Origin of the sequence: Sporosarcina cascadiensis (assembly GCF_009650995.1) — a bacterium.
Classification (GTDB): domain Bacteria; phylum Bacillota; class Bacilli; order Bacillales_A; family Planococcaceae; genus Sporosarcina; species Sporosarcina cascadiensis.
Genome location: NZ_WHVV01000001.1, coordinates 311,961 through 327,808, shown reverse-complemented (window position 1 = coordinate 327,808; position 15,848 = coordinate 311,961). Strand labels below are relative to the sequence as shown.

Annotated in this window: 14 protein-coding genes; 13 read left to right on the top strand and 1 reads right to left on the bottom strand. The window is 46.0% G+C overall.

Annotation, left to right across the window (positions count from 1 at the left end; translation table 11 throughout):
* Positions 1-2 precede the first annotated feature (2 nt).
* Complete coding sequence (locus GDZ68_RS01615) at positions 3-1,202, bottom strand: nucleotidyltransferase (RefSeq protein ID WP_153720523.1); 1,200 nt, start codon at positions 1,200-1,202, stop codon at positions 3-5.
* 126 nt (positions 1,203-1,328) lie between these two features.
* Between GDZ68_RS01615 and GDZ68_RS01610 the strand changes: the two genes are divergently transcribed.
* The 13 genes from GDZ68_RS01610 to GDZ68_RS01550 all read left to right on the top strand — a co-directional run bounded on the left by GDZ68_RS01610 (position 1,329) and on the right by GDZ68_RS01550 (position 15,842).
* Positions 1,329-1,862: a YceD family protein gene (locus GDZ68_RS01610; protein ID WP_153720522.1), complete on the top strand. Its 534-nt coding sequence runs from the start codon at positions 1,329-1,331 to the stop codon at positions 1,860-1,862.
* Positions 1,863-1,886: 24 nt separating this feature from the next.
* Positions 1,887-2,060: a 50S ribosomal protein L32 gene (rpmF, locus tag GDZ68_RS01605; protein ID WP_153720521.1), complete on the top strand. Its 174-nt coding sequence runs from the start codon at positions 1,887-1,889 to the stop codon at positions 2,058-2,060.
* A 1,101-nt stretch (positions 2,061-3,161) separates the two neighbouring features.
* On the top strand, positions 3,162-3,923 hold the full coding sequence (locus GDZ68_RS01600; protein WP_153720520.1) for an enoyl-CoA hydratase/isomerase family protein: 762 nt from the start codon (positions 3,162-3,164) through the stop codon (positions 3,921-3,923).
* Positions 3,924-4,049: 126 nt separating this feature from the next.
* Entirely contained in the window at positions 4,050-4,265 is a 216-nt protein-coding gene (locus GDZ68_RS01595) for an acetyl-CoA carboxylase biotin carboxyl carrier protein subunit (protein WP_153720519.1), read from the top strand.
* An 18-nt stretch (positions 4,266-4,283) separates the two neighbouring features.
* On the top strand, positions 4,284-5,834 hold the full coding sequence (locus GDZ68_RS01590) for an acyl-CoA carboxylase subunit beta (protein ID WP_153720518.1): 1,551 nt from the start codon (positions 4,284-4,286) through the stop codon (positions 5,832-5,834).
* Positions 5,835-5,893: 59 nt separating this feature from the next.
* Entirely contained in the window at positions 5,894-6,793 is a 900-nt protein-coding gene (locus tag GDZ68_RS01585) for a ketopantoate reductase family protein (protein ID WP_153720517.1), read from the top strand.
* Positions 6,793-7,173, top strand: coding sequence for a DUF3397 domain-containing protein (locus GDZ68_RS01580; protein ID WP_153720516.1), 381 nt, complete (start codon positions 6,793-6,795; stop codon positions 7,171-7,173). Before GDZ68_RS01585 ends, GDZ68_RS01580 begins: the two co-directional genes overlap by 1 nt.
* 86 nt (positions 7,174-7,259) lie before the next feature.
* On the top strand, positions 7,260-8,876 hold the full coding sequence (bshC, locus tag GDZ68_RS01575; RefSeq protein ID WP_194841012.1) for a bacillithiol biosynthesis cysteine-adding enzyme BshC: 1,617 nt from the start codon (positions 7,260-7,262) through the stop codon (positions 8,874-8,876).
* A gap of 1,000 nt (positions 8,877-9,876) precedes the next feature.
* Entirely contained in the window at positions 9,877-10,308 is a 432-nt protein-coding gene (gene mraZ / locus GDZ68_RS01570) for a division/cell wall cluster transcriptional repressor MraZ (protein ID WP_153720671.1), read from the top strand.
* A gap of 17 nt (positions 10,309-10,325) precedes the next feature.
* The gene (rsmH, locus tag GDZ68_RS01565) at positions 10,326-11,258 is read left to right on the top strand and encodes a 16S rRNA (cytosine(1402)-N(4))-methyltransferase RsmH (RefSeq protein ID WP_153720514.1); all 933 of its coding nucleotides are present in this window, start codon (positions 10,326-10,328) and stop codon (positions 11,256-11,258) included.
* 17 nt (positions 11,259-11,275) lie between these two features.
* Positions 11,276-11,647 carry a cell division protein FtsL gene (gene ftsL, locus GDZ68_RS01560; RefSeq protein ID WP_153720513.1) on the top strand — a complete coding sequence of 124 codons (372 nt, stop codon included), beginning with the start codon at positions 11,276-11,278 and terminating at the stop codon, positions 11,645-11,647.
* A gap of 32 nt (positions 11,648-11,679) precedes the next feature.
* Positions 11,680-13,872 carry a penicillin-binding protein gene (locus tag GDZ68_RS01555; protein WP_228550967.1) on the top strand — a complete coding sequence of 731 codons (2,193 nt, stop codon included), beginning with the start codon at positions 11,680-11,682 and terminating at the stop codon, positions 13,870-13,872.
* A 74-nt stretch (positions 13,873-13,946) separates the two neighbouring features.
* Positions 13,947-15,842, top strand: a complete 1,896-nt coding sequence (locus GDZ68_RS01550; protein WP_153720670.1) for a penicillin-binding transpeptidase domain-containing protein — start codon at positions 13,947-13,949, stop codon at positions 15,840-15,842.
* Positions 15,843-15,848 lie beyond the last annotated feature (6 nt).

Here is a 15,848-nt window from a genome sequence, read left to right as displayed (position 1 = left end):
TTCTACAGCAGGATTGGAGGCGTGCGGTAATCCAGTCCCGACATTGATGCATCCGGCCGGACACCGCACATATAAATATCCGTACTTTTAATATCCAGTTCGAGCGAAGGATCGGACAGAGAAGCTGCCCTGCTGACCAGCGGCAGCTCTAGCTTTTTTTTCGCAGTCTGCAAATACTTCCTGCCCTCCCGGGACATCCCGAGAAGCCGAAGATACCCGGGTTCTGTAATGTTATCTCTAGTTGATGCGCGGCAGCCAGTCAGGATGTGGACGAGCATCCGCTGAATCCGTGTCCACGTATAGCGCTTTGATTTGACTGCCTGCATGAAGCTTTGAAACGTCGGCTGCTCTTTCGCGGCTTTGAAAAACGCGAATTCGATACCTTCCGCAATATCCGCAATTTCACTCAGACGCCCGGGTTCTTCCCGCAGAATCGTATACCGCAGGAGCGGATAAAACTTGTCCCAGCTCTGAAATTCGAACTGTTCCTGCCAGTCATTCAATAAAAGAAAAGAAGCAGACGGCATAAACGATTGAATTTCATCATCATGGCAAGAAAAAATAGATTTTCGGATACTGGTCGCGCTCGCGATCGAGTGGTCCGGTAATTCCGTATCATGATAATGCGTTCCGGTCCGCTCAATTGTCACAGGTACCATGGAGGAATGAATGTCCTTTGCCGCCTGCATATATTGAAAACCTAAAATATTATTCGGCTCGGATAAATCCGCTAATTCAGCGGCACTATCGGAGGAAATTGCTTCATAGCCTGTCCGCAATGCGTTCGGATAGCTCAAGCCTTCCTTCATTGCCTCTTTAATCGTTTGTTCATAAATTTGTCGATGCTGTGAAATTACATCTAAGCTGCTGATAAATGGAGCAATGGATCCCTGCTCGCTGCCGAAGCAGAAATAATTGCAGCCGGCCGCATCGAGAAGCTGGATGGCGCCTTTTGCGAATTGTGGAGCATGTGCCGTTGCGAACGCATAGGGCAGCTCAATGACCACATCCGCGCCGCCGGCAAGAGCCATCCTGGTGCGTGTCCATTTATCTGTGATCGCAGGCTCTCCGCGCTGCAGAAACTGTCCGCTCATGACAGCGATAATCACATCCGCTTCAGTTTGTCTTTTCGCTTCCTGTAAATGAAAAAGATGCCCGTTATGAAAGGGATTATATTCAACTGTAATTCCGGTTGCAATCAATGGAATCCTCCTCTATGCTAGTGTATAGTGAATTATAACGTTAAGCTTGTTGGAGTGACAAGAAAATATCTTGACATCCCTTATTTTAAATACTATAATCAACATTGTTGTCTTGAGGTGATAGACATGAAATGGTCCATTCATCAATTACGGAAACATAGGCAAGGCCCGCTATTGCTTGACGAAGCAGTAAATTTGGATTCCGTTAAAAAACGGAATGAAGAAATTAGGGATATTAAGCCTGTTCGAGTAAGCGGAACATGTTCAATTGGTGAGAAAAAGTTAACATGCCGGCTTAGGCTAGAAGGTTCGATGACTCTGCCTTGTGCACGTACGTGGGAAGACGTCGAGTATCCGTTCTCCATAGAATCAGTTGAGCAATTCAGCTGGGATGAAGAGACGCTGCAGCAAGATGATGAAATTCATCCGGCTGAAGGGGATATGATCGATTTTATTCCTGTATTGGAAGAACTTCTTTTATTGGAAATTCCTCTGCAAGTATTCTGCGAATCAGCGGATGATGTGCGGGAGATGGAAGGTAAAGGCTGGTCCTATACAACCGATGAAGAGTTGGAAACGCTGCGTCTGCAGGAAGCAGAAGAAAAAGTGGATCCTCGCTTAGCGGGATTGGCTAATTTTTTTGAAACCGATAAAGAGTAAACCCTTATAAGGAGGTGCCCAAAAATGGCAGTACCAAAGAGAAGAACTTCTAAAACGAAGAAAAATATGCGTCGAACTCATTTCAAAATTGAAGCGCCAGGTATGAATACTTGCGACAACTGTGGCGAAATGAAATTGGCACACCACGTTTGCAAATCATGCGGACACTACAAAGGAAAAGACGTTGTAAACGGATAATTAGATTCGTGAGCAGCAAATAGAAGGCTGTCCTGAGACCATGGCTCAGGACAGTCTTTTTTGTTTTTCGTTAAAATGGTATGCTAGAACCAGCGAAACTTCGCGGATGATCATCGTATCTGCTCAAGTGCTCATAGTCCGGCCCCGGCCGCTCATACACACCGGCCACGTGATCATTCGGTCCGGCCGCGTGATCATACCGCAACCCGCCTTGATCATTGAACCGGCGTCCGCGCTCATAGCTACTCCATAGTGGCGTTTCCGCTGTTATGTGGAATGCAGGACATGCAGCTTTTTGATATGTTGTAGATTTAGTAGATGCGGGTTTCGTTGCTCGACTTTGCAGAGTCTTTTAATGAAGTGTGCGTTTGCATTTTAAAACTGCTTCGGCGCTGGGGGATTGCCTTACGCTATGAGCCTACTGGCGAAGAGCATGCATCATTGCCTTAATTTCTGTAAAGAACACAGAAATACGGCAAAGCGAATCCTTCGCTGTTCGCTTAGCAACGGCCGACCCCGCAGTTGCGCCTACGCTTTTGTTGGAGAATGTATGTCATGCTGCTTTTTGGCAGAGTGCGAGTTTAGTAGGTGTGTTTTCGTTTCTCAACTATACAAATGTATTCACCACGAGAATCTTGGCCATTGCAGATAATTAAGTATTGCATGAAACACTACCTGTCATAAAAGTTCACGCGGTATGCTCATACTGCTACTCACACAAAGAGTATTGAAACACCAGCCAGTGTACCTTCGTTCCAGGCAGCCTAAGTACGCCGCGTCCTGCGGCAACGGTTGCATGACTCACTTCATGTGAGCCCGCGGCTAAAAACACTCGGAGAGGATTAGCCCGATAGGATGAGACAACTAAAGGGAGCGAATGAAAATAGTGTGCAGAAGGAACTCTGTATTGCCTTAATTTCTGCAAAGACCGCAGAAATACGGCAAAGCGAACCCTTCGCTGTTCGCTTGGCTCACCGAGGGCCCTCCCGAAAGCGTCCGCCTGGAACGCAGGGAAACGGTTTCTTTTCACTTTCCCACCTTTAAACCACAATAATTATATTCTGCTATCAAGCTTACATAAATAAAAAAGGAGGAAACGCTTTGTCTTTTTCTATTCTAATCAAGGACTCGATTGCTTACTTTACAATTCAACGCCCTGCCATGCGCAATGCAGTAAACTATGACATCATGCAAGGCCTGGAGGAATTCTTGGACCGCATTGAAGACGATCCAGAAATTGCATTTGCTGTAATAACGGGAGAAGGAGAGCGGGCATTCTGCTCAGGGGGAGACCTCAGCGATTTTCACGGTTTCCAAACAGCAGACGACGCGTGGCCGATGCTGAGCAGAGGAGCGAAAATACTTTACCGAATTGCGACCTTGCCAATGCCTACAGTTGCTCTGGTGAATGGAGCGGCAGTCGGCGGAGGCTGTGAGCTGGCGACAGCGTGTGACTATCGACTGGTTTCAAACCACGCAAAAGCAGGCTTTATTCAAGGAACACTGGCTATCACTTCAGGCTGGGGGGGAGCGACACTTTTATTCGAAAAGAATGGTCCGCATGATCAGCTGCTGATGCTGGTGAGCAGAGCCGGCATTCATTCGGCAGAGGAATTAAAGCGGATGGGCTGGGCGACAGAACTCTATATGGGAGATGCTGATACAGCGCTGGAACAGTTTTTGGCGCCGATGCTGAAAATACACCGCAATGTACACCGCGCCTATAAAGCGATTGCTACAAGAAAGTGGAAGGCGACTGAACTGCAGCAGGCGATGCTGGAAGAAGCGCGGGTCTGCTCGGTGCTGTGGGAAAGTGATGCGCATCATGAAGCTGTCCGGCGGTTTTTGACGAAGAGCAAGTAAAGTTTGCGCCACGCTGCACATACACTTAGAACTTGCTGTCTATTTACTTGTAAACGTTTTCAAAAATAAGCTACACTTAACTAGATAGCAAGACTGTTGGAAAAATAGATACCGAGGAGTGATTGTATGCAAGAAGTCAAAGCAGCAATGGCAGGAACAATTTTTTCAATTGAAGTCAAAGTAGGAGATACTGTGGCCAAAGGGCAGACCGTCATGATCCTAGAATCAATGAAGATGGAAATTCCGCTTGAGGCGGAGACAGACGGGACAATCACGGCAATTAACGGCAAAGAAGGCGACTTTGTCAATGAAGATGATGTGTTAGTGACAATCCAATCTTGACGGAAGGCGGGGAGTTTCTTGACAAATGATTCGGCAAAAACAGCTTATAATGAAAAACTCGAAGAAATTTCTGTGCGAATCTCTGCCGGTGGCGGAGAAAAATACCATCAAAAACTGGAAGAACAAGGCAAACTGTTCGTCCGGGAGCGCCTGCGCTTGCTTTTCGATGAAGGAAAATATGCGGAAGACGGTAAATTCGCAAATTGTGAAGCGGCTGATCTGCCGGCTGACGGTGTAGTGACGGCTACCGGCAAGATGAACGGCCAGACGGTCTGTGTGATGGCGAATGATTCTACTGTCAAAGCTGGTTCCTGGGGAGCACGGACAGTGGAGAAAATCATACGTATTCAGGAAACAGCTGAGAAATTGCGAGTTCCTTTACTTTATTTAGTTGATTCCGCAGGGGCAAGAATTACCGATCAGCTTGAAATGTTCCCGAACCGCAGGGGAGCGGGGCGTATTTTCCATAATCAGGTCCGCTTATCAGGCATGATTCCGCAAGTGTGCATCCTGTTTGGTCCTTCCGCTGCCGGCGGTGCTTATATTCCGGCTTTCTGTGATATTGTCATCATGGTTGAGGGGAATGCTTCGATGTATCTGGGGTCTCCCCGAATGGCCGAAAAAGTCATTGGAGAAAAAGTTTCATTGGAAGAAATGGGCGGCGCGCGGATGCACTGCTCAGTCAGCGGATGCGGCGACTTGCTTGTTGAGAGTGAAGAACAGGCAATTACGGAAGCACGCAGATATCTGGCGTATTTCCCTGCCAATTATCAGGCTGATTCGAGAATCGCCAAGCCCGGCACCATAAAGGAAGGGCGTTCATTGGAAGAAATTATTCCGGAGAATCAAAACGCCCCGTTTAATATGTATGAAGCGATCGATCAACTGGTCGATGAAAACAGCTTATTTGAGATTAAAAAACTATTCGCTCCTGAAATCATTACGACGCTGGCCCGGATTGACGGCCGTCCTGTCGGTATCATTGCAAACCAGCCGAAAGTAAAAGGCGGCGTGCTGTTTGTTGATTCAGCGGATAAAGTAACGAAATTTATTACGTTATGTGATGCGTTTTCTATTCCTCTGCTCTTTTTGGCGGATGTTCCCGGCTTCATGATCGGAACAAAAGTGGAACGGCAGGGCATTATCCGTCACGGAGCCAAACTGATTATGGCAATGAGTTCGGCAACTGTGCCGAAAATTTCCGTCGTTGTCCGTAAAGCCTATGGCGCCGGGCTGTATGCGATGGCAGGACCTGCATTTGAGCCGGACGTCTGCATTGCACTGCCGACTGCACAAATTGCGGTGATGGGTCCCGAAGCAGCTGTCAATGCGGTTTATTCCAATAAAATTGAAGCGATGAAAGATCCGAAAGAGAAAATTGAATTCATCAAAGCGAAACAGCAGGAATATAAAGAGGAAATCGATATTTATAAGATGGCTTCCGAATTAATCATTGATGAAATTGTGGCGCCTTCTGATCTGCGGGCCGTATTGGCGGACAGACTGGCTTATTACGAGACGAAAGAAATCATCCAAGCGCCAAGAAAACATCCGGTTTATCCTGTATAATAGAACCAACCAGGGGAGAGGCGCCGTTGTCGTGTCTCTCTTTTTCAAGGAGGAAACGTATGCGATTTGTAATAGTGGGAGCGGGCTCCATAGGATTATTGATCGGCTCCTATTTAGCACAGCATAAAGCTGACGTGACATTCTGGGTGCGGCGCAAAGAGCAGGCGGACCAGCTGAGAAAAGGTTTGGTCAGGCTCGAAGAAACAGGCGGGGAAACGATCGTATCTGTTCGTACTGCTGAGACCCCGGAGGAACTGCCGACAGATGCTTTATGGATCATCGCAGTGAAATATGATGCACTGCAAAGCGTCTTACATAGAATCAGTGCTTTACCCGGGCAGCCGGATCTTCTGTTCATCCAAAACGGAATGGGTCACTTGGCGCTCATCGAAAAATTAAAGCTTGGGAATACATCATTTGCCACAGTGGAGCACGGAGCAGGACGTATAAATGACCGCACAGTCCGTCATAATGGGATAGGACCGATCACCATTGCGATTTCTAATGAAAAAATGACAGAAACGGTGAAGTGGCTCGAGCAGATCGATCCGCAGCAGTTTCCAATTGCTGTACAGCAGGATGCGGAGGAGTTATTGCTCCGTAAAGCGCTGATCAATTGCGCAATCAATCCGCTGACGGCCATACTGCAGGTGAGAAACGGCCAGCTGATTGAAAATACATCCTTTCATGAATTGTTTCAAAAACTGAGCAGTGAATTACTAAGCAACTTTCCTGAACTATCCGCTATATTAACTTATGAGGATATGGAAGCTGTCTGCAGAAAAACTGCCGGCAATCAATCTTCCATGCTGACAGACAGATTAAAAGGGAATCCGATGGAGATTGAATCGATCATCACTGCCGTCTTGGAAAGAATTCGGCAAAAGGGTGGCCAGGCACCTTTATTGGACACGCTCGAAAAAATGCTGCTCGGTTTAAATAGAGGTGACGGTATCTGATGGCAGAAAATATAATCGGAGCGGTATTGCTCTTTCCGTTCATTATTCTATTCCTCATACTGTGGATTTTAAAAAGGTCCGGAATTACGCCTTCCAAAAGATTCGGCTTGGCAGTCGACGTTACCACGCCGTTTGCAGCAATCGCAGTGACGGTTTTACTTCATGCGATATGGGATCAATGGCTGGGTGTTTATGTCATCGGAACTGTCTGTGTACTTGTGATTATTTTTTCTGTCATAGAGCGAATGGCAGAAAAAGAGTTTCGGACACAGCGGGTGCTCAGGAAAGCGTGGCGGGTCTTTTTTCTGTTGGTGACCGCCGCTTACTTGTTATTAATATTGACAGGAATCATCTTGCAGATCATATATTATGCGAAGTGATCTGAAATGGACAGGCGTATGAATTCAACCTGTCTGATTGAGATGATATACTGATGGTAGCATTCGATATAAAAGGAGTTCATGAGATGGAATTAGACACGATAGAGTTGCCTGGAAAAAATAAATTAATGGAAGCGTATCGTCAGGATTCGCAATTTAACCATAGATTTTTTGATTATGAAATAACAGCAGCAGGATACGAAGAAAGGGCAAAAGAGCTAACGCAGCGGGCTTACCAAAGAGAAGAACTAGCAGCTCTAATTGAAAGTTATATGAAGCCTTACGGGATTTCTGAATTGGCTGCGCAGCATATAAAAGAACTTTCATTAGACGCTTTAGTTGTTATCGGCGGACAGCAGGCGGGAGTGTTGACGGGCCCATTATATTCCGTACATAAGGCAATTTCGGTTATTTTACTGGCTCGCGAACAAAGAGATGTACTCGAAAAACCAGTAGTACCGGTGTTTTGGATTGCAGGGGAAGATCATGATATCAATGAAATCAATCATACATATACCGCGCAGGACGGCAAGGCTGTAAAACGCCAGTTTAAACAGTCTTCCATTTTAAAGTCAATGGCTTCTGACACGGTCTATGATCAAAAAGAAATGCATGCCTATATTAAAAAGATTTTCAAAAGCTATGGCGAATCGGCGTATACGAATAAACTGCTTCAGAACGTATTAAAAACAGCGGAAGAGCAGCAGTCCTATACAGGTTTTTTCACAGCGCTGATGAATCAATTATTTTCCGACCATGGATTATTATTTCTGGATGCCGCATATAAACCGCTGCGTCAGCTGGAATCAGCCTATTTCTCACAAATGATCGAGAATGCAGCCGATATGGCCGCGAGCATTTATTCGACTGAGCAGGATTTGAATTCTTTGGGATACGATAAGCCGATTGAATCTGAAGAACAAGATGCGAACTTGTTTTATGTACATGATACAGGAAGAGTTTTGCTGAAGAGAAACGGCGAGATGTTCGTTAACGAGCAAATAGGCCTTTCCTTCTCGCAGCAAGAGATGCATGAGCTTGCTGAAAAAGAACCTTGGCTATTAAGCAATAACGTAGCGACACGTCCTCTGATGCAGGACCTGGTGTTTCCTGTTCTGGCATTTGTCGGCGGTCCGGGGGAGATTGCGTATTGGTCATTGCTGAAAGAATCCTTTCACAAATTAGGTATTCGTATGCCTGTCATAGTGCCCAGAATTTCGATTACATTGATTTCCAGACAAGTACAGGAAGCGCTGAAAATGTCGGATGTAACGATCCGTCAAGTATTGGATCACCAGCTGCCTCAACTGCAAAAACAATGGCTAGATGAACAAAAAGACGAGACATTCGATGCACTTATTGATGAATCAAGAGAGCAGCTTCATGCTCAATTTGAGAAGATGCAGGCCCATCTGAAAGAGCAGGACCAGGGGCTGTTACAGGTGCTCGACAAAAACCTGCAGTTCCACGAAAAGCAATTCAGCTACTTGAAAAAAATGAAAGAACAGTCACTGCTGCGCAAGCACCAAGTGCAGTACAGACGCTATCAGATACTGAGCGAGCAGCTATATCCAGAAGGCTCATTGCAGGAACGCCTGTACTCGCCATACTTTTTCATCAATCAATTCGGCGAAGGTTTCATAGACGAACTCCTGCGCCAGCCGTACTGTTTCGACGGTAAGCATCAGTTGGTTTATTTGTAATAGGTTGTAAGAAAAAACGGCATTGCAGACGCAATGCCGTTTTTCTGCGTTGTGGGCGTAGTTATTTAAGGTCAAAGGTTTCGTTGGTTTGATTTCATTGCTCGACTTTGCTGAGCGTTTGAATGAAGTGTCGGTTTGCAGTATAAACACGCTTCGGCGCTGGGGGATTGCCTTACGCCATGAGCCAGCTGGCGAAAAACGTGCCCATCTGCCAAAGAAGCTTGGCGGATGATCATAGTACCCGCTCAAGCGCTCATAGCCCAGCCTCAGCCGCTCATACACACCGGCCACGTGATCATTCGGTTCGGCCGCGTGATCATACCGCATCCCGCCGTGATCATTGAACAGGCCTTCGCGCTCATAGCCGCCTTCGCTGGTGTGGAGGAGGTATGACATGCTGCTTTTTTGCAGAGTGCGAATGGAGTTGGTATGGTTTCGTTTCGTTGCTCGACTTTGGAAACGCCATCAATTACAAGAATCTAAGTCTTTGCAGAATGCTAAGTATTGCATGAAACACCTTACCTATCGTAATAGTCCCAGATATTATGCTCATAGTACCTACTCACACAAAAAATATTGAAACACCAGCCAGTGTACCGTAGTGGAAGGCGGCGACTCGGGGAGGATCAGCCCGAAAGGATGAGACAACTAAAGGGAGCGAAGCGACCAGTTGGCTCACCGAGGGCCCTCCCGAAAGCGTCCGCCTGAAACGCAGGGGAACGGTCTCTCTCCACTAACCCATATTTTATAACGCATACTATTCCCTTTTTCAAAACAAAACGCCTTTCATTTTAGAAAGATGTTTTTTTATTTGCAAAGGACCCCGAAAATGATTAGAAAAACTGTCGAAACATATGCATACCAATGTAGAAAATGCGCAAAACTAAAGAGAAAGAAGTACTATTGACACATTTTACTGATTATGCGAAGAAAAGTAGCATACTGGGTGGAGGAAAGTGGGGGGATGTGGTACATTATTTCATATAGTGGGGTGAAGGATATGTTCATGGGGGAATATCAACATTCAATTGATATGAAAGGCCGTCTCATTGTTCCTTCGAAATTTCGGGAACAATTGGCAGAAGGCTTTATTTTAACCCGTGGATTAGACAACTGTCTATTCGGCTACCCGCTGGATGAATGGCAAAAGCTTGAAGAAAAATTGAAAGCGTTGCCGGTTACAAAAAAAGATGCCCGTGCATTCACCCGTTTTTTCTTCTCGGGAGCTGCAGAAGCAAGCATTGACAAGCAAGGCAGAGTGAATATTCCTGCCAACTTGCTGGAATTTGCGAAAATTGAGAAAGACTGCGTGGTCGTCGGTGTTTCGAGCAGGATTGAGATCTGGTCTGCTGAACGATGGGATGCATATTACGAAGAATCTGAGCAATCATTTAATGACATTGCAGAAAACCTTATTGATTTTGATTTTTGAAAGCAGGCGTTGTGAAAATGTTTAACCATACCACAGTCTTACTGCATGAAGCTGTCGAAGGCTTGAATGTAAAGAAAGACGGCATATATGTAGATTGTACACTTGGCGGGGCGGGTCATAGTGAAGAAATCGTCAAGCTCCTTTCACCTGAAGGAAGGCTGATCTGTTTCGACCAGGATATGACAGCTATTCAAGCTGCAGAAACAAAACTGGCGAAATACGCAGCACAAGTGCAGTTTGTCCATGCGAATTTCAGTGAACTGAAAGAAGAGTTAGCCAACATAGGTATTACAGAAGTGGACGGCATCCTGTACGATCTGGGAGTATCTTCTCCACAGCTGGATACAGCGGAACGGGGCTTCAGCTATCATCTTGACGCGCCTCTGGATATGCGCATGGATACGAGCGCGCCGCTGAGTGCCTATGAAGTGGTCAATGAATGGCCATATGAAGATCTCGTACGGATTTTCTTCAGATACGGTGAAGAGAAATTTTCTAAGCCTGTCGCGAGAAGAATTGAAGAAGCGAGAAAGAAAGAACCCATCCGTACGACAGGGGAGTTGGCGGAGCTGATTAAAACGGGAATTCCGGCTGCGGCAAGAAGAACAGGCGGCCATCCTGCAAAGCGGGTGTTCCAAGCGATCCGAATTGCTGTAAATGATGAATTGGGTGCGGCAGAGAAATCTTTGACTGATGCATTGACACTTCTGAAGCAGGGCGGACGGATCAGCGTCATTACTTTTCATTCGCTGGAAGACCGTTTATGTAAAAGTATTTTTAAGGAAGCATCTTCTTTACCAGAACTGCCTCCGAACTTACCGGTTATCCCTGATGGAATGGACCCCGATATACGCCTGGTAAACAGAAAGCCCATTGTTCCGACAGATAAAGAAATCGAACAAAATAAGCGGGCCAGATCGGCGAAATTAAGAATAGCAGAGAAGAAATAGAAAAGGGGAATCGAGCAATGGGACTAGAACAACGGAAACTATACACTCCATATACACCGGAAGTCGAACAACATACAACGAAAGATCAGCAAACTGTTGTCCGCCGTGTCAAAAGACGTTTTTCTAAAGGCGAAAATTTATTGTTCGCTTTATTTGCAGCATTTACGATTTTATTTTCTACTATGCTCTTACAGACGCATTCTGATTTAAACGCTGTGAATAAAGAAGTACAATTGATGAATTCAGAAATCGATGAAACCACAAAACAGAATACTGAATTGTCCAATCAGGTGAGCGATAAGATGACTTATGAGCGCATTTGGAAAAAAGCAAAAGAAAATGGCCTGAACCTCAACGAAAGTAACGTAAAGGTCGTGCCGGGACGATGAAGAAGTTTCGATTTCAATGGGGAGCCTTTCTAATGTTGCTGGTATTCGGAGGGCTCTTTTTCATATTATTCGGCAGATTCCTTTTTATTCAGATGACCGGCCAGGTAGACGGCAAGGAACTGGCGAAAATCGCTGCGAATCAATATGAAAAGCACAATGTATTGCAGGCGGACCGGGGCTCCATCATCGATCGGAATGAAGATCCGATTGCATCAGATACTCTGAGCTATAAAGTAGTGGCTGTGCTGAGTGAGGCCGCCAGCAGTAAAAACAGCTCCCGTAAATATCATGTAGTGGACTATGAAGAAACGGCAAAAGTGCTGGCAAAATATATTGCGCTTGAAGAGCAGGAGATTCTGGCGAAAATGAAAAATGCCAAAGAAGGAACATGGCAGATTGAGTTTGGAAGCGCGGGCAAGGATTTAAACAGGGAAACCGTTCTGAAAATGGATAAAGAATTGTCCAAGAAAGGCTTGACAGGCGTTTTATTTGTTGAAGGCAAGAAGCGTTTCTATCCAAACGGCCGCTTTGCTTCGTACTTAGTCGGATATGCGCAGAAGGAAGAAACGGACGATAAGAAAGCCGTCACGGTAGGCAAGATGGGGCTGGAAAAGACGTATGACAAGCAACTCACCGGTAAAGACGGCAAAGTGAATTATCAGTCAGACAGCTGGGGGTATATTCTGCCCTCCACCAAGAAGAAGGTCGAGCAGCCGGTAGACGGTCATACGATTAAATTGACGATTGATAAAACAATCGAAAATTTCGTAGAAGAAGCGATGGACCAAGTGGAAAAAGAATATGCACCGAAGAAAATGCTGGTACTGGTGTCAAATCCGAAGACAGGGGAAATTCTGTCGATGAGTCAGCGGCCGACTTTCAATCCGATGACCAGAGAAGGATTGACGGAGAACTGGCTGAACGACGCGGTGGAACAGACGATTGAGCCTGGTTCGCCGATGAAAATGTTCACACTCGCTGCGGCGGTGGAAGAAAATAAATGGGATCCCAATGCGTACTTTAAATCGGGATCTTATAAGATTTATGACAAAATCATCCGTGATGTCAACGGTACAGGCTGGGGAACGATTACGTTTCTGGAAGGCCTTCAGCGATCTTCTAACGTAGGGATGGCTTATTTGCTGGAACGGATCGGCGATAAGAAATTCATTGAGTACATTCACGACTTCGGATTTGGCAAACGTGTAGGAATTGATTTGCCGAATGAAGCTAAGGGAATTGTCCTGGATAATTATCCGGCAGAACGGCTGACCACCTCTTATGGTCAGGGTTCTACCGTTACACCGCTTCAAATGATTCAAGCAGCGTCTGCGATCGCTAATAACGGCGTCATGATGAGACCTTATGTTATTGATGAAATCATTGATCCGAACACAAATAAAGTAATTGAGAATCACGAACCTGAACAGAGCGGTTCACCAATATCAGCGGAGACAGCCAAGAAAGTGCGTGAGATCCTGGCGACGACGGTCACTTCCGATAAAGGGACAGCTCAAAAATACAATCTGCCGAATTATGCAGTAGGCGGAAAAACAGGTACTGCTGAAATACCGCGTAAACAAGGACCCGGTTATATGGCAGGTTTCGGCAACTATTTGTATTCATTTCTAGGAATGGCACCAATTGATGATCCACAGCTATTGATTTATGTAACGGTCCAGCAGCCGAAATTAAAGGTTGGTGAATATGGTTCGGATCCGGTATCAAAAGTGTTTAATCCAATCATGGAAAACAGTTTAAAATATTTAAATATCGCTCCTGAAAATGAGGAAGAGATCCCTGTAATTAAAGTGGGCGATTATGTCGGGAAAAATGCAGAAACAATTGCAGGAACAGCACAGCAGGACGGTTTCAAACCGGTTATAATTGGAGAAGGCGGACAGGTAACGGAACAAATACCGGCTCCCGGCACCAAAATAACGGAAAACTCGATTGTCTTACTGAAAACTTCAGGCAAGACTTCGCTGCCAGATTTCAAAGGCTGGTCGAAAAAAAACGTGCTTGCTTTTAAACACCTGTCTCAGTTGGATATCCGAATAAACGGAGAAGGCTACGCAGTCGGGCAGAGCGTGACAAAAGGGACAAAAGTAAGTGATCAAGAGCCGATTGTCATTGAACTGCGCACACCGGAAGAGCAGTATAACGAAAAGAAAACCAAAGAGCAGAAAGAGCAGGCGGAAGAGGAAGAAATCATCGGCGGCTGATGAATAGAGCGTATTTCGCTGACATACCTTAGTAGAAAAACAAAGGTAGTGAGTCATTGCGGTCTTTTATTGATATGCAGTCGAAGAAGCGTTTGAGAGCAGCCTTCCTAATTTTCCTGATCAGTATGCTGATGGTAGTCGGCAAGCTGTTCCATGTACAGATCATCAAGCACGAATGGCTGAAAGAAAAGGCGGAGAAGAACTGGGATCTGCAAATTCCTTTTGGTGCCATGCGCGGTGAAATACTGGACCGCAACGGCAAGTTAGTAGTGGGCAATAAATTAGCACCGACACTTTATTTTATGCCTTCTCAAAATAAGGACATCTCGACTTCTATTCCGGAAATTGCGAAGATCCTTCATTTGCCGGTGGAACTGCTGGAAGAGAAGATGAACAAAAAGGAATATATGGTCAAGCTGGCACCGGAAGCGAAAAACATCACAAAGGAACAGGCGGAAAAAATTACGAAACTGCAGATTCCCGGGCTATACGTAGGAGTGGATTTCGTTCGCCACTATCCTTATGATGACTTGCTGGCAAGACTGATTGGATTTACGGGTTACGACAGTACGGGGCTTGCGGGCATTGAATATGCGTATGATGAGATTTTAAACGGCACAGGTGATAAAATCAGACTGTTTACGGATGCTAAAGGTATTCCGCTGCCCCATGTGGAAGATGATTTTGAACACGGTAAAGAAGGCTCGTCTCTGGAGCTGACCATTGATCTGAAGATGCAGCAAATTGTGGAACGCGAGCTGATTCAGGCAATGGAGAAATATGACGCAACGCAGGCCCTGGCGATCATTATGAATCCAAAAACAGGCGAGCTGCTGTCATTGGCATCGGTGCCGGGTTTTGATCCGCGTGAATATCAGAAAGCAGATTCGAAGATTTATAACCGGAATTTACCGGTATGGATGACGTATGAACCGGGCTCTACTTTTAAAATTGTGACACTCGCTGCGGCCCTCGAAGAAAAAGTCATTAATCTAGAAAATGAAAGTTTTTATGATCCGGGCTATACGATGGTGGCGAATGCCCGTCTTCGGTGCTGGAAACGGGAAGGGCATAAAGATCAGACATTCCTGGAAGTCGTGGAAAACTCCTGTAACCCGGGCTTCATCACAATGGGCCAGCGGCTGGGAAGTGAAAAACTGGATCGCTACATACGTGCATTCGGTTTTGGTGCGTCAACTGAATCCGGCATTGCAGGCGAGTCCAAGGGAATTTTATTCTCTAAAGAAGCTTTTGGGCCGGTGGAGCAGGCCACTACCTCGTTTGGACAGGGAATTTCAGTGACGCCTATTCAGCAGGTGCAGGCAGTGGCGGCCGCGATCAACGGCGGAAATCTTTACCAACCTTATATTGTCAAGGAAGTGAAGGATTCCAATGGAAAAACCCTGCAAAAATTCGAACCTGAACTGAAGCGGCAGATAATCAGTGAAGAGACTTCTGCCCAAGTGCGTCATGCCCTGGAATCTGTTGTAGCCAATGGATCAGGGCGCAACGCGTTCGCGGACGGTCTTCGTATTGGCGGGAAGACAGGGACGGCCCAGAAAGTCGTTGACGGGCGTTATAAGGACGGCGATTATATTGTGTCGTTCATCGGTTTCGCTCCTGCAGATGATCCGGAGCTGCTCGTCTATGTTGCAGTCGACAGTCCGAAGAACTCTATTCAGTTCGGTGGAGTCATTGCCGCGCCGATTGTCGGAAGGATTATCGAAGAAGTTGCACCGATCGCCGGCATAGAGCGCAGGGAAGAGCAGCTGGAAAAGGAATACCGCTGGGGAGATGCAGTGACATTCCGTTCACCTAGTTTACTTGGCATGAGTGAGAAAGAACTGCTCGCGCAAAATTACACATTCAAAATGAAATGGCATGGCAAAGGAAAGAAAGTGATACGTCAATTGCCTGCGCCAAATACACTGATGACCGTAGAAGACACGATTCATCTTTATACAGAATAATAAATA